This window comes from Ruegeria sp. BHSA123 (genome assembly GCF_059613425.1).
The window spans coordinates 148,970-164,097 of sequence record NZ_JBXWSL010000001.1; the positions used below are offsets into that span (position 1 = coordinate 148,970).

Annotated in this window: 13 protein-coding genes; 10 read left to right on the top strand and 3 right to left on the bottom strand. The window is 57.8% G+C overall.

Annotated elements, in window-relative coordinates:
• Positions 1-9 precede the first annotated feature (9 nt).
• The gene (gene trpE / locus AC2FNC_RS00750; RefSeq protein ID WP_480517153.1) at positions 10-1,521 is read left to right on the top strand and encodes an anthranilate synthase component I; all 1,512 of its coding nucleotides are present in this window, start codon (positions 10-12) and stop codon (positions 1,519-1,521) included.
• 44 nt (positions 1,522-1,565) lie between these two features.
• Here trpE and AC2FNC_RS00755 read toward each other — a convergent pair whose 3' ends face one another.
• The gene (locus AC2FNC_RS00755; protein ID WP_496714321.1) at positions 1,566-2,993 is read right to left on the bottom strand and encodes a divergent polysaccharide deacetylase family protein; all 1,428 of its coding nucleotides are present in this window, start codon (positions 2,991-2,993) and stop codon (positions 1,566-1,568) included.
• A gap of 199 nt (positions 2,994-3,192) precedes the next feature.
• Between AC2FNC_RS00755 and AC2FNC_RS00760 the strand changes: the two genes are divergently transcribed.
• The 6 genes from AC2FNC_RS00760 to lexA all read left to right on the top strand — a co-directional run bounded on the left by AC2FNC_RS00760 (position 3,193) and on the right by lexA (position 8,018).
• Positions 3,193-3,774, top strand: coding sequence for an anthranilate synthase component II (locus tag AC2FNC_RS00760; protein WP_209503818.1), 582 nt, complete (start codon positions 3,193-3,195; stop codon positions 3,772-3,774).
• Positions 3,771-4,790, top strand: coding sequence for an anthranilate phosphoribosyltransferase (gene trpD / locus AC2FNC_RS00765; RefSeq protein ID WP_480517159.1), 1,020 nt, complete (start codon positions 3,771-3,773; stop codon positions 4,788-4,790). The genes AC2FNC_RS00760 and trpD overlap by 4 nt, the downstream gene beginning before the upstream one ends.
• Positions 4,787-5,599, top strand: coding sequence for an indole-3-glycerol phosphate synthase TrpC (gene trpC, locus AC2FNC_RS00770; protein WP_496714324.1), 813 nt, complete (start codon positions 4,787-4,789; stop codon positions 5,597-5,599). Before trpD ends, trpC begins: the two co-directional genes overlap by 4 nt.
• Complete coding sequence (gene moaC / locus AC2FNC_RS00775; RefSeq protein WP_480472966.1) at positions 5,599-6,072, top strand: cyclic pyranopterin monophosphate synthase MoaC; 474 nt, start codon at positions 5,599-5,601, stop codon at positions 6,070-6,072. The genes trpC and moaC overlap by 1 nt, the downstream gene beginning before the upstream one ends.
• Positions 6,069-7,241 (top strand): molybdopterin molybdotransferase MoeA, encoded by a 1,173-nt coding sequence (locus tag AC2FNC_RS00780; protein WP_496714325.1) that lies wholly within the window; start codon positions 6,069-6,071, stop codon positions 7,239-7,241. Before moaC ends, AC2FNC_RS00780 begins: the two co-directional genes overlap by 4 nt.
• A gap of 78 nt (positions 7,242-7,319) precedes the next feature.
• Positions 7,320-8,018 (top strand): transcriptional repressor LexA, encoded by a 699-nt coding sequence (gene lexA / locus AC2FNC_RS00785; RefSeq protein WP_496714327.1) that lies wholly within the window; start codon positions 7,320-7,322, stop codon positions 8,016-8,018.
• On the opposite strand, the gene AC2FNC_RS00790 is transcribed toward lexA, so the two are convergent.
• Entirely contained in the window at positions 8,012-10,060 is a 2,049-nt protein-coding gene (locus AC2FNC_RS00790) for a ComEC/Rec2 family competence protein (protein WP_480603516.1), read from the bottom strand. The genes lexA and AC2FNC_RS00790 overlap by 7 nt on opposite strands.
• 78 nt (positions 10,061-10,138) lie before the next feature.
• Here AC2FNC_RS00790 and gltX point away from each other — a divergent pair, with 78 nt between their 5' ends.
• Positions 10,139-11,539 carry a glutamate--tRNA ligase gene (gene gltX, locus AC2FNC_RS00795; RefSeq protein ID WP_496714381.1) on the top strand — a complete coding sequence of 467 codons (1,401 nt, stop codon included), beginning with the start codon at positions 10,139-10,141 and terminating at the stop codon, positions 11,537-11,539.
• A gap of 121 nt (positions 11,540-11,660) precedes the next feature.
• The gene (gene gltA, locus AC2FNC_RS00800; protein WP_480472976.1) at positions 11,661-12,956 is read left to right on the top strand and encodes a citrate synthase; all 1,296 of its coding nucleotides are present in this window, start codon (positions 11,661-11,663) and stop codon (positions 12,954-12,956) included.
• 93 nt (positions 12,957-13,049) lie between these two features.
• Here the strand turns inward: gltA and AC2FNC_RS00805 are convergent, their stop codons facing one another.
• On the bottom strand, positions 13,050-14,117 hold the full coding sequence (locus tag AC2FNC_RS00805) for a PA0069 family radical SAM protein (RefSeq protein ID WP_496714329.1): 1,068 nt from the start codon (positions 14,115-14,117) through the stop codon (positions 13,050-13,052).
• 270 nt (positions 14,118-14,387) lie between these two features.
• Between AC2FNC_RS00805 and AC2FNC_RS00810 the strand changes: the two genes are divergently transcribed.
• Entirely contained in the window at positions 14,388-15,086 is a 699-nt protein-coding gene (locus AC2FNC_RS00810; RefSeq protein ID WP_209503809.1) for a corrinoid protein, read from the top strand.
• Positions 15,087-15,128: the final 42 nt, after the last annotated feature.

Genomic DNA, 15,128 nt, shown 5'->3' on the forward strand with positions numbered 1-15,128 from the left:
GAGACCAAGATGGCCCTGACACCCGATTTCGATACCTTCGCGCGCGCCTATGAAGCGGGCGAAAACCAAGTGGTTTACACACGTCTCGCCGCCGATCTGGACACACCCGTGTCGCTGATGCTCAAACTGACGGGCGCGCAGAAAGATGCGTTCATGCTGGAGTCGGTTACGGGCGGAGAAGTGCGTGGCCGCTATTCGATCATCGGCATGAAACCGGACCTGATCTGGCGCTGCCACGGCGAAACGTCCGCGTTGAATCGTTCGGCGCGGTTCGACGCCGACGCCTTTGTCGCGCAGGACGGCAATCCGATGGACAACCTGCGGGCGTTACTGGCAGAAAGCCGTATTGAGCTGCCAGACGACCTGCCTCAGGCTGCCGCCGGGCTGTTTGGTTATCTGGGCTATGACATGGTCCGGCTGGTCGAATACCTGCCGGACGTGAACCCCGATCCGCTGGGGCTGCCAGATGCGATCATGTTGCGCCCGTCTGTTGTCGCAGTATTGGATGGTGTCAAAGGCGAGGTGACGGTGGTCTCACCCACCTGGGCAAGCGACGGTCAATCTGCCAAAGCTGCCTATGCACAGGCGGCCGAGCGTGTGATGGATGCGGTCCGCGATCTGGAACGCGCGATGCCCGCCGAAACCCGTGATCTGGGCGACGCGCGCGAAGTTGCGGCACCGGTGTCGAACTTCACCAAGTCGGGCTATATGGAAGCGGTTGAAAAGGCCAAGGAATACATCCGCGCTGGCGATATCTTCCAAGTTGTTCCGGCTCAGCGTTGGACGCAGGATTTTCCGCTGCCGCCTTTTGCGCTTTATCGTTCGCTGCGGCGCACCAACCCCTCGCCATTTATGTTCTACTTCAACTTCGGCGGTTTTCAGGTCGTTGGGGCCAGCCCCGAGATTCTGGTGCGTGTGTTCGGCAGCGAAGTCACCATTCGCCCGATTGCAGGCACCCGTCCCCGTGGCGCGACCCCCGAGGAAGACAAAGCGAACGAGCTTGACCTGCTGGCCGATAAGAAAGAGCTGGCCGAACACCTCATGCTTCTGGACCTCGGGCGCAATGATACCGGCCGCGTGTCCAAAATCGGTACGGTTCGCCCGACCGAAGAGTTCATCATCGAACGCTACAGCCATGTGATGCACATCGTGTCCAACGTGGTGGGTGAGCTGGCGGAAGACAAGGATGCCCTGGACGCCTTCTTTGCCGGGATGCCTGCGGGCACCGTCTCGGGTGCGCCGAAAGTGCGGGCGATGGAGATCATTGACGAGCTTGAGCCGGAAAAACGCGGCGTCTATGGCGGCGGTGTTGGCTATTTCAGCGCTGGCGGTGACATGGACATGTGCATTGCCTTGCGCACCGCGATCGTGAAGGATCAGAAACTCTATATTCAGGCTGGCGGCGGTGTTGTCTATGACAGCGACCCCGAGGCCGAGTTCATGGAGACTGTCCATAAGTCAAACGCCATTCGGCGCGCAGCGGAAGATGCCGCTCGGTTCACCGGAAACGGCAACGGTTAAAGAACAAGGCGGCTGATCAGGAGATCGCCGCCTGAATCAAACAGTCACTGCACCTGTTTCATCAAGACGGCCGAGATCGGCGCCATCGCCACCCGGTTCCCGCGATCTTCAAGACCCCACAGCAAAAGGGCTGAGATTGTCTCTGGTCGTACCCGCCCCAGCATGACAACGGTTCCTTCCTGACCCGCCCGGAACGCGGCCTGATCCAGGAACCGGCGCATGATTCTGGGATCCTGTCGCGCCCCATCGATATCGCGGAACACAACGCTGGACGGAATGCCATTGCGAACCGCAAGCTTCTGGACAGTGTTCAGCCCATTGTCCTGTGTGATCAACCCGCGTCCGGTTCCGGCAGCAATTGCCGCGACCTGATCGGCCAGCTTGCGGTTTCCCTGAATGCCGCTGTTCACGCCTTCCAGAATACCCACTGTTTCAGGCAATGTATCCAGCCACACGGACAGGGAAACTTCGGCATCCTGCGCGCTTGCTGCCTCGGGCAAGTCCGCAAGGGCCAGAACTTCGAACCCAGCCGCGCGGTGCCGTGCCATCTTTTCCGCCGCATCCGGATCAGACGGGTTCACGGCAAAGCTGATCGGGTAAGGGAAATCCTGCAACGCTTCGGCGCCGAATGCGCCTTCGTCATCAATCAGAATGATCGACATCAGCGGCTTAGATTCCGGGTTCTCGAACTTGGCAGCAAAACGTTCAATCGGTTTTTCCGCAGATGGCTGTTCGGAAATCGCCTGTTCTGCAACAGGCTCATCATCGCGTTCCGTCAACGGCAGGATACGTTTTCCGACAATCGAACTGGCACTTTCTTCCTGTTCTCCCCCGATCTGAGGCAGCGCAGCAATACGCGGAAGCTCACGGGGCAAGGTATCTTCATCCCCTTCCACCGCAATCGGACTGCTTTCAAATGAATTATCAGTCGTGGTGTCATTTGTTTGTGGATCAGCCTCGACCTGTGGCAACGGATTTGGTTCGGGCTCAAGAACCGCGACCTCGGTCGTATCAGGCTCGGATGGAGGTGCGGGCGTTTCATCAATTACAACCGGCAAGGACTGTTCCTGCTGAACTGCGGGCACCTGGCTGGGCTCGGGCGGCGCAGCGGGGGCTTCGGTCATGACAGACACTTCGGTCGCGACCGATGCAGCGGGCTCGTTCGGAGCCTCAGCCGCTTTGCCAACCTCGGGTTGGGGCTCGGATGACGCTTCCAGCCCGGACAAGTCGGCCAGATCTTCGCTGGCATTATCGGCGGCTTCTGGCGCACGCGGGGCCAGTTCCACCAGATCGGCATCAGAAACATCCTCGGCAAGTTCAGTAGGCGCCTCTGGTGTTTCTGAAATCGTCGGCGCTGGTGCTTCGGTCGCAACAAACGGCGTATTGACCATCGGCGTGTTGAGCGACACGACCGCACCCAAGATCAAAACAACGATCGCCCCTGCGACCATTCCTCCGAAAAATCCGCCCATATTTCCTGCCTTTCGCCTCTTTTCCCTGCCTCGCCCTGCTCTGCGCCATCTGGTGTGGCGCTCGGTCAATTGGAGGCGTCAGAAACCGTATGTCCTCTTGACGCTGCCGCCCAAGCCTGAGCATGTATGTGCGGACATTATACCGTGGCCCGGGGTTGCATCGCCAGCCCGAAATGCCCAAGCGAAGATAAGTGCCCATATGCTGCTGCTGATCGACAACTACGACTCGTTTACCTACAATTTGGTACATTATTTGGGCGAACTTGGTGCCGAAATGGTCATTCGCCGCAATGATGCGCTGGATGTGCAAGAAGCAATGGCCATGAACCCGGCTGGGATCCTGCTAAGCCCCGGCCCCTGCGACCCGGATCAGGCGGGCATCTGTCTGGCTCTGACCGAAGCCGCCGCCGAGACAAAAACACCTCTTTTGGGGGTTTGTCTTGGGCATCAGACCATCGGACAGGCGTTCGGTGGCAAGGTGGTACGATGCCACGAAATTGTGCACGGCAAAATGGGCATCATGCACCACACCGGAAAAGGCGTCTTTGCTGGCCTTCCATCGCCCTTTGAAGCCACACGTTACCATTCGCTGGTGGTCGAGCGCGAGACGCTGCCCGACTGTCTTGAGATCACAGCCGAGCTGGAAGACGGCACGATCATGGGGCTGCAACACAGGGAACTGCCTATTCACGGTGTTCAGTTCCACCCTGAATCGATTGCGTCCGAGCATGGTCACGCCCTTCTCAAGAATTTCCTGCAAGAACTGAAAGTCCCCGCATGAGCGACGCGCTGAAACCGCTGATTGGAGCAGCCGCCGATCGTCCGCTGACCCGTAAAGAGGCCGAGACTGCCTTTGGCATCCTGTTCAACGGCGAAGCCACGCCAAGCCAGATTGGCGGGCTGTTGATGGCCATGCGCACGAGGGGGGAAACGGTTGATGAATATGCCGCGGCCGCGGCTGTGATGCGCGCCAAGTGCAATGCCGTGCGGGCGCCCGAAGGGGCGATCGACATCGTTGGCACGGGCGGGGACGGAAAAGGTACTCTGAATATCTCGACCGCGACGGCCTTTGTCGTCGCAGGCGCTGGCGTGACAGTCGCCAAACACGGCAACCGCAACCTAAGTTCCAAATCAGGCGCAGCGGATGCATTGGGTCAAATGGGCATCAACGTCATGGTTGGCCCGCAAGTCGTTGAAAGCGCATTGAAAGATGTCGGGATCGGATTCATGATGGCGCCGATGCATCACCCGGCTATTGCGCATGTTATGCCCTCGCGGCAGGAGCTGGGAACGCGCACGATTTTCAATATCCTTGGCCCGCTGACCAACCCTGCCGGTGTCAAACGGCAACTGACTGGCGCCTTTAGCCGCGAGTTGATCCGCCCCATGGCTGAAACACTAGGCTTGCTGGGGTCAGATCGCGCGTGGCTGGTGCACGGATCAGACGGGACAGACGAATTGACGATCACCGGTATCAGCTGGGTCGCCGCTTTAGAAGATGACGTGATCAAAGAGGTCGAGCTGCACCCCGAGGATGCCGGCCTGCCTGTGCACCCTTTCGAAGACATCCTCGGCGGAACCCCTGAAGAAAATGCCATCGCATTTCGTGCGCTGCTGGACGGCGCCCCGTCCGCGTATCGTGACGCCGTGTTGCTGAACTCTGCCGCCGCATTAATTGTCGCCGATGCTGCAAGTGATCTGCGCGAAGGCGTGGCCATGGCCGCCGAGAGCATCGACAGCGGTGAAGCCAAAAACAAAATCACGGCCTTGGCCGCCAAGACTCAGGAGGCCGCATGACCGAAACCGTTCTGGACAAGATCAAAGCCTACAAACTGGAAGAGATCGCATCAGACAAGGCTCATAAGTCCTTGGAAACTCTGGAAAGTGAAGCACGCGCCGCTTCGGAAACCCGCGGGTTTGCCGCAGCTCTTCAAGCTGCGTCCCGGCAAGGTTACGGCCTGATTGCCGAGGTCAAGAAAGCCAGCCCCTCCAAGGGTTTGATCCGGCCAGATTTTGATCCGCCTGCCTTGGCCAAGGCCTATGAAGAAGGCGGTGCTGCGTGTTTGTCCGTGCTCACCGACACGCCGAGCTTTCAGGGTGCCAAGGAATATCTAACACAAGCGCGTAACGCGACATCTCTGCCCGCTTTGCGTAAGGATTTCATGTATGACCCTTATCAGGTGGTCGAGGCACGTGCTTTGGAAGCCGACTGTATTCTGATCATCATGGCATCCGTCAGCGATGATCAGGCAGCCGAGTTGGAACAAACCGCTTTCGATTGGGAGATGGACGTTCTGATTGAGGTTCACGACCAAGCCGAGCTTGAACGCGCAGCCCAACTGAAAAGTCCTTTGATCGGCATAAACAACCGCAATCTCAAGACCTTCGAAACCACTCTTGATACGACTCGGCGCTTATCCAAACTGGTACCGGCAGACCGTACTATCGTCTGCGAAAGCGGGTTGGGCACGCCAGAAGATTTGCGGGATATTGCGCGCTATGGCGCCCGGTGCTTTTTGATCGGCGAAAGCCTGATGCGTCAGGACGATGTCGAAGCGGCCACCCGCCACATCCTGTCCAATCCGCTTATCCCCGGAGTGATGTGATGCCGCTGACCCATTTCGATGCTCAAGGTCAGGCGCATATGGTCGACGTCTCGGGCAAAGAGGTCACAGATCGTTTAGCCGTGGCTGTGGGTCACGTTAAGATGGCACCGGAAACCTATGAAATCATTTCAGAACAACGCGCCGCTAAGGGCGATGTTTTGGGCGTTGCCCGCCTGGCCGGCATCATGGGTGCAAAAAAGACGCCGGATCTGATCCCGCTCTGCCATCCTTTGCCAGTAACTAAGGTTGCCGTTGAACTGACCCTCGACCCGGATCTGCCGGGAGTTCAGATCGAAGCAACGGTCAAAACGTCAGGTCAAACCGGAGTTGAGATGGAGGCCCTGACCGCCGTTTCCACCGCGGCCTTGACTGTGTACGACATGACCAAAGCCGTCGACAAAGCGATGGAAATTGGCGGCATTCATTTAAGTCTTAAAGACGGCGGAAAATCAGGACGTTACGAGGCGAAATGATTACCGTCGAAGAAGCGCGCGCCCTGCTGTTCGATCTTGTCGGCCCTCTACCTTCGGAACAGGTTCCCCTGGCCCAGTCTGCGGGACGTGTTCTGTCGCACGAGGTTGTGGCAACGCGCGACCAGCCGCCATTTGCGGCATCTTCGATGGATGGCTATGCCGTCAAAGCCGACGAAGTCGAGCTTCATGCCATGTTCAAAGTGGTGGGCGAATCCGCTGCGGGTCGTCGTTTCGACGGCTCGGTGGGCCCCGGTCAGGCCGTGCGTATCTTTACCGGCGCTCCGGTTCCCGAGGGCGCGGATTTCGTTGTGATTCAGGAAGATACCGACCGGCGTGGCGATCTGATCACGATCACAGACGACCCCGGCCCCAAAACGAACATCCGCCCTGCCGGTGTGGATTTTAAGACAGGCACCCCCATCACGGCACCGCGTTTGATCCGCGCCGAAGACATTGCACTGATGGCTGCGATGAATGTCGCGCGGGTCCCGGTTTTTCGAAAACCCGTCATTGCCCTGATCTCGACCGGCGACGAACTTGTCATGCCCGGCGAAGAACCGGGACCGGACCAGATTATCGCGTCAAACACGTTTGGACTGCGGGCATTGCTTGAGGGGCTCGGTGCTGTGGTTCGTGTCCTTCCGATTGCACGGGATACGGTCTCATCACTTGAAACGGCTTTTCACCTGGCACGAGGGGCCGATCTCGTCGTGACGATTGGCGGTGCGTCGGTTGGGGACTACGACCTTGTGTCTGACGTTTCGCAGGGGCTGGGGATGGATCGGTCTTTCTACAAGATCCGAATGCGCCCCGGAAAACCTCTGATGGCTGGTCGCATGGGTGACACCGCGATGGTCGGGCTTCCGGGGAACCCGGTCAGCGCGATGGTCTGTGGCTATCTGCTCCTTGCCCCGATGGTGCGGCGGATGCTGGGGCTGGAAATGGTTCTGCCACCCTTTCGCTCTGCCCGGTTGACCGAACCACTGTCACAAAACGGCCCGCGCGAGCATTACATGCGTGCGGTTCTAAGCGAAACGGGTATCCAGGCCTGTGCAGATCAGGACAGCTCTCTGCTCAGCGTTCTGGCGCAGGCAAACGCCCTTTTGGTCCGTCCCCCGAACGACCCCGCCCGCAAGGCCGGGGAAACGGTTCGATACCTGCCGATCTGAGCTTCGCCCAAATTCATTGACACAAAACGTGAACATGCGTAGAACAAAAGAAAACGCATGAGCGACGAGGTGTGAGCAATGCTGACCAAGAAGCAATTGGATTTGTTGAAATTCATCCAAAAACGCGTGCAGGCGGACGGTGTTCCGCCCAGTTTCGATGAAATGAAGGCCGCGCTTGACCTGCGGTCGAAATCCGGCATCCACAGGCTGATCACTGCGCTGGAGGAACGCGGCTTTATCCGTCGCCTCGCGCATCGTGCCCGCGCGATTGAAATTGTGAAACTTCCTGAAAGCCTTGGCGGTGAACCAACTGCCGGATTTTCACCCCGCGTGATCGAAGGTGACCGGCCCAAAGGCCCCCGCCCGGCCAATATTGAACCGGTTGCGGTGGACGCGTTGGAATTGCCGGTGATGGGCCGGATCGCGGCGGGTGTCCCTATTGAAGCGATCAGTCACGTGTCACATCACGTGGCGGTCCCCGGCCCCATGGTTTCCGGGAAAGGCCAGTACTATGCGCTTGAGGTTCGCGGTGACTCGATGATCGACGCGGGCATCAATGACGGTGATGTGGTTGTCATCCGCGAAACCGCGACTGCTGATAACGGAGATATCGTGGTTGCACTGGTAGAAGATCAGGAAGCGACGCTGAAACGCTTTTTCCGCCGCGGCAACGCTATTGCTCTCGAAGCGGCCAACCCGGCTTATGAGACGCGCGTTCTACCTGAAGAAAAGGTCAAGGTTCAGGGTCGCCTAGTCGGTCTGATCCGAACCTATTGATCCGGATTCAAACGACGGTCCCCGACGGGCTTCGGGGACCAGAGCCTGTGACCTGTCAGTTCCGCGCTTGAAGTCAACTTTCCGTCCGACAATGACAGGCTGCCGGTTTCGGTCAGGTGATCCGGATCGAAGACGGCGCACGCTCCCTCAAGGGTCAGCGCAACTGTCGAAACAATGATCTGGTTGTTCTTGCATTCGTCGAACGCGTGCGCGGCCTTTTTGCCCGAGATATGGATGATTTCCATATCCTGATATGGGTACCGCTGAACGGTGCTGCTGTCCGGCCATCTGCCTGCTGCCGCGATCTGATCGGCACCGTCACCGTCATTCTCAAGCCAGACGCTGGCAACAAACCCGCTGCCTTTGCTTCTGCTCAAAGCCCGGCCCTGAGCGGTCATCACGCCGACTAACCCCCCGTTTTCTGCGATCAGAACATCTGGCCTGTGGCCCGAGTTCCAAAGCAGAAATGACAGAACGACGGGCCCGACCCCGTACCAACGCGCGCGCCCTTGCCACAAGGCCAGCCACAAAGCACCAACAGCAACAAGTGGCAATACATACCAGGGCGGGCTAACTACGAAACCCTGAGCACCGTCCAGGTGCGACACCCAGTTTGACACCCCCAAGATCCAATGCAGCGCCCAGCCCATAACGGTCAGCGGAAAAGCCTCCAATCCAAATGGGGCGGCCAGTGCGGCGACAACCGCCGCAGGCACAACTAATAAGCCCATGACGGGTACGGACAGAAGGTTCGCCAGCAATCCATAGTGAGACATCGTATTGAAATGCGCAGCGCCAATTGGGGCCGTGGCAAGCCCGGCTATCGCCGAGGACATCACCACACCAGCAATCGGTTTCAACCAATTCGGGCCGGGTAACGGACCCACCTGTTGCAATGCGCCGAAGACGGCAACCAGGGCTGTCGTTGCCGCAAAGGACATCTGAAACCCCGGACTCAGCAGCGACTCGGGCCAAAGAACCAGAACGATCAGCGCAGCAACGGAAACCGCACGCAACGAGATCGCGCGCCTGTCGATCAACACGGCCCCCAGCATGACACTGACCATGACATAGGCGCGTTCGGTTGCGATATTCCCGCCGGACAACAGCAAATAAATCGTCGCCGCGATCAGCGCGAGCACAGCCGCAACTTTTCGGACAGGTAACCGCAGCGCCACGAAGGGGATCAGTGACAAACCAATACGGCAGGCCACGAAAACAAAACCCGTCAGTAACCCCATGTGAAGCCCGGAAATGGCAAGCAAATGCGCCAGGTTCGACGCGCGCAGGGACAAGAGCGTCTCCTGCCCCATACCACTGCGATCACCTGTGGTGACGGCAGCGGCAAACCCACCGATTTCTCCGGGCAGGATTTGTTTCACTCGCCGCGATATGGCCATTCGGATTGCGGTAATTCGAACACCGCCAATACCGTCCTTGACTGGCGCAATCGTCAATACAGGAACGCGGGTATACCCGACCGCACCCAGCTCCTGAAACCAGGCATGGCGACGAAAATCGAACCCGCCAGGTTCAACCGGGCCCTGCGGCGGCGAAAGATGCGCTGTGGTCATGATCCGTTGCCCAGGCGCAAAAGGGTCTGTTGCGCCATGAACAGAAAGACGGATGCGTTGCGGCCTGCGCTCCTGCGGTACGTCCCCTACGCGCACCTGATCGAGCGTCAACCGCAACGCATCCGAGGCAGACCGATCCATGGCGACGACCCTCCCCTCGACAGGGCCATAGTACCGCCAGGACAGAACCGGTTCTGCCACCATATGGGCGCGAGTGCCCGCCAGTATGACACCGACCGCAATCAGCGCCCCCCCGGTCGCTAACGCTCCCATCCCCGGTGGCAGCCGGCGGCTCAGGACGACAAGAGCCAGGAACAAGCAAGAAAGACCAGCGTATACCGGCCAGCCAGGCTCGCTCCGGGCACCGAAATAGAGACCGATCCCCGTTGCCAGCATGACTGGCGTCCACGGAAACAGGTACCCTGTCTGGTGCAGCAGCGCGGCCTCGACCCGTGCAAGAACACGCATGGTTGCCCCCGTCCTTCGGGCTCGTTAGACAGGCGTCAAACTATGCCAGATACGGTTACCAAAAGGTTAATCCTCAACATGTCCGAACAGGTCGTCACACGTTTTGCCCCCTCGCCCACAGGTTTTCTGCACATCGGTGGCGCACGCACCGCATTGTTCAATTGGCTTTATGCCCGCGGACGTGGTGGAAAGTTCCTGCTGCGGATCGAAGATACCGACCGGGAGCGCTCGACCCCCGAGGCAACCACCGCGATCCTTCAGGGTATGGAATGGCTGGGACTGGATCATGATGGCGATGTAATCAGCCAGTTCGAAGGAGCTGCCCGGCATGCCGAAGTCGCGCACCAGCTTCTGGCCGAGGGAAAGGCATATAAATGCTTCTCGACGCAGGACGAAATTGCCGCCTTTCGGGAACAGGCGCGGGCCGAGGGCAAGTCGACCCTGTTCCGCAGCCCCTGGCGTGACGCTGATCCTTCGGCTCTTCCCGAACTGCCATTTGTCATTCGCATCAAGGCTCCGCAGGACGGTACAACAGTGATCCGCGATCAGGTTCAGGGCGACGTGACCATTCGCAACGACCAACTGGACGACATGGTTCTGCTGCGTTCCGACGGGACACCGGTCTACATGCTGGCAGTGGTGGTCGACGATCATGATATGGGTGTTACCCATGTCATTCGCGGCGATGACCACCTCAATAACGCGGCGCGCCAGATGATGATCTATGAGGCAATGGGCTGGGATGTTCCGGTCTGGGCCCATATTCCGCTGATCCACGGGCCAGACGGTAAGAAATTGTCCAAACGCCATGGCGCGCTTGGCGCGCAGGAGTATCAGGCCATGGGCTATCCTGCCGCCGGGATGCGCAACTATCTGGCCCGTCTGGGCTGGAGCCATGGTGACGATGAATTCTTTACTGATGCACAGGCAAAGGAGTGGTTTGATCTGAACGGCATCGGCAAAAGCCCTGCCCGGTTTGATCTGAAAAAACTGGAAAACCTGTGTGGTCAACACATCGCCATTTCTGAGGATGCTGCGTTGCAGCATGAAATCGGAGCCTACCTGGCCGCAGCTGCTTTACCACCCCTGACAGATTCACAATCGAGTGATTTGGAACGTGCGATGTATTGCCTCAAGGATCGGGCGCGGACTTTTCCTGAACTCCTTGAAAAGGCTCACTTTGCCTTGACGGAACGCCCAATCGTTCCCGACGAGAAAGCCGCAAAGGCGCTGGCATCTGTATCCGACGGTATACTGGAAGAATTGACGCCGCAGTTGCAAAATGCTAGCTGGTCTCGAGACGAACTGGAGGAGACCCTGAATTCCTTTGCCGAGTCAAAGGAGCTCACGTTCGGCAAGCTCGCTGGCCCACTCAGGGCCGCCTTGGCTGGTCGGGCCGTCACGCCTTCGGTTTTTGACATGATGCTTGTGCTGGGACGGGATGAAACCCTGGCGCGGCTTTCAGAAGCAGCGAAATAACCCGAATTTCATAAACGGGTAACGCTGCTCCGCTAACACCCGGACTGCGCGAAAGCGCGCAGTCGTTGCCCGCACTGCCCGAGGTTTCTTTGGCATGCGTATGAATGAAGAAGGGATAACCATGACAGACAGCAACAAAACAGCCACTCTGACCGTTCACGGCAAAGAGTATGAGTTGCCGGTTCATACCCCGACCGCCGGTCCGGATGTCATTGATATTCGGAAGCTTTACGGTCAGGCAGGGGTATTCACCTATGATCCCGGTTTCACTTCAACCGCAAGCTGTGACAGCACAATAACCTTTATCGATGGTGAAAAAGGCGAGTTGCTGCACCGTGGCTACCCGATCGACCAACTGGCAGAGAAATCGCACTTTCTTGAGGTCTGCTATCTGCTGCTCTACGGAGAGCTGCCGGTCGCAAAAGATCTGGAGAAATTCGAAACCACGATCACCCGCCACACCATGCTGCATGAGCAGATGCAGTATTTCTACCGTGGTTTCCGCCGCGACGCGCATCCCATGGCCATTATGGTCGGTGTTGTCGGCGCAATGTCAGCCTTCTATCACGATTCGACCGATATCGCGGACCCGCATCAGCGCGAGGTCGCCTCGCATCGCCTGATCGCCAAAATGCCGACAATCGCCGCATGGGCTTATAAATACCACACGGGGCAGCCCTTCGTGTATCCGCGCAATGACTTGGATTATGCGTCTAACTTCCTGCGCATGTGTTTCAGCGTTCCTGCCGAAGAATATGAGGTCAACCCGATCCTCAGCCGCGCGATGGACCGTATCTTAACGCTTCACGCAGACCACGAGCAGAATGCGTCAACGTCCACCGTGCGTCTGGCGTCGTCATCGGGCGCAAATCCGTTTGCATGCATCGCCGCTGGTATTGCCTGCTTGTGGGGGCCGTCCCATGGTGGCGCCAACCAGGCATGTCTGGAAATGTTGGAAGAGATCGGCACCGTAGATCGCATTCCCGAATTCATCGCCCGTGCCAAAGACAAGAACGACCCGTTCCGCCTGATGGGCTTTGGCCACCGCGTGTACAAAAACTTTGACCCACGCGCAAAGGTGATGAAGCAGTCGGCCGACGAGGTTCTGGATCTGCTGGGCATTGAAGACAACCCTAAACTGCAGGTTGCTAAAGAGCTGGAACGCGAAGCGCTGGAAGACCCGTATTTCGCCGACAAAAAACTGTTCCCGAACGTTGACTTCTATTCGGGTATCATCCTCGAGGCGATGGGTTTCCCGACCTCAATGTTCACACCAATCTTTGCACTTTCGCGGACTGTTGGCTGGGTCAGCCAGTGGAAAGAAATGATTGAAGATCCACAGAACAAGATCGGCCGCCCGCGTCAGTTGTACCTGGGTGAGACGCTGCGCGATTACGTGGACATCGAAAACCGCTGATCCATCAAAGCACGCAATAAATCCAGAAGGCCCCGGTTAAACCGGGGTCTTTTGCTTTCGATACTGAAGCAGCGGACGGTTGGGTATTTGGTTTCAGAACAAGCTCATTTGATCCCCGGGTTGCGGCGGAACTGCAAACCGGTCGCATCGTAACGGAGCGGATTTTATAGAAAGCCCCAGTCTTTTGCAGGTTTTAGCGAACCTCAGGGCGATGAGCTCGGCATATTCCCCTTCACCCCGCATCCTGTGCCCCCAGCGCGGGTCATAATCCCGCCCACCATGCATTTCGCGCAGCTTGGACATGACCTTTTCTGCACGGGCGGGTTCGTGCTCTGCCAGCCAGTCCTGCCAAAGCTGCGAGACTTCGCGGGGCAATCGCAACATGATCCAGCTTGCCGCATCTGCGCCCGCCTCTTTTCCGGCGCCCAACAGGTTTTCCAACTCATGATCTGTCAGCCCAGGCACAATAGGCGAGGTCATTACGCGAACCGAAACGCCCGCATCGGTCAACGCTCTGATCGTCTGCAACCGACGGGCCGGAGACGGTGCGCGGGGCTCCATCCGCCGGGACAGACCCGCATCCAGCGTGGTAAGCGAAATACCGACCCGCACCAATCCCCGGCTGGCCATGTCAGCCAAAATATCCAGATCACGCTCGATCAATGTTCCTTTGGTCACGATTGCGACCGGGTGGTTGAACTCTTGCAAGACCTCAAGGCAAGACCTTGTAATCAGTCTGTTTTTTTCAATGGGCTGGTATGGGTCAGTGTTTGTCCCGATTGCGATCGTGGCGACCTTGTAGGACTTTGCCGACAGTTCCTTGCGCAGAACAATGCTCATGTTGGGGCGCGCAACAAGGCGAGTTTCGAAATCCAATCCTGCGGACAAGCCCAGAAAGGCGTGGCTGGGTCTGGCAAAACAATAGACACAGCCATGCTCGCACCCCCGATACGGATTGATCGAACGGTCAAAAGGCAAATCGGGTGAACGGTTATAGGTGATGGCACTGCGCGCCACCTCATCCCGCGTCTCGGTTCGCAGGGGCGGCAAGTCTTCATTGATGTCCCACCCGTCATCAACAGCCTGCGTTGCAAACCGTTCAAACCGCCCAGCAGTATTGGACGCCACCCCCCTTGCCTTGACGACATACCCGATGCTCACGATATATTTGTTCCCTATTTGTTCTTGCCGTACGATAAGCGTGAAACAAAACCTGTGCAAGCCAACCCTTCGAAGAAACAGGAACGCACAGATGAAAAATAAACAGGATAATATTGCAGACTTTTCAATCGAGCCGGTGCCATTTTTGGCATATAGGTCGGTCCCGAAACGACCAACGTCGCAATCGTCACAGTCAGAATGCGACGTTTTGGCCAAAACGGAAAAAATGCCACCACGGGCCGATGGCCCGCCCAGCACAGGGAATACCCCATGTCCGACGAAGAAGATATCGTCCTGTCCGAACTGAATGATGACGAACTGGTCGATCAGATGTTCGACGATCTCTATGACGGATTGAAAGAAGAGATCGAAGAAGGCACCAATATCCTGCTGGAACGCGGATGGACGCCGTATGACATCCTGACCAAGGCTCTGGTTGGCGGCATGACCATTGTGGGCCATGACTTCCGCGACGGCATTCTGTTTGTACCTGAGGTTCTGCTGGCGGCCAACGCGATGAAAGGCGGCATGTCGATCCTCAAGCCGCTGCTGGCTGAAACCGGTGCTCCGCGTGTTGGCAAAATGGTTATCGGCACCGTGAAGGGCGACATCCACGATATCGGCAAGAACCTTGTGTCGATGATGATGGAAGGCGCAGGCTTCGAAGTTGTCGATCTGGGAATCAACAACCCGGTCGAGAATTATCTGGAAGCACTGGAAACGGAACAGCCCGACATTCTGGGCATGTCCGCCCTGCTGACCACCACGATGCCTTACATGAAAGTCGTTATCGACACCCTGGTCGAACAGGGCGTGCGCGATGACTACATTGTTCTGGTCGGTGGCGCGCCGCTGAACGAAGAGTTCGGCAAAGCCATCGGTGCAGACGCCTACTGCCGTGACGCTGCTGTTGCAGTGGAAACCGCCAAGGATTTCGTGGGCCGCAAACACAACCAACTGGCTGGCTAAGACCACTCAGGTTTTTCTTGAAAGGCCGTCCGTTTTGGGCGG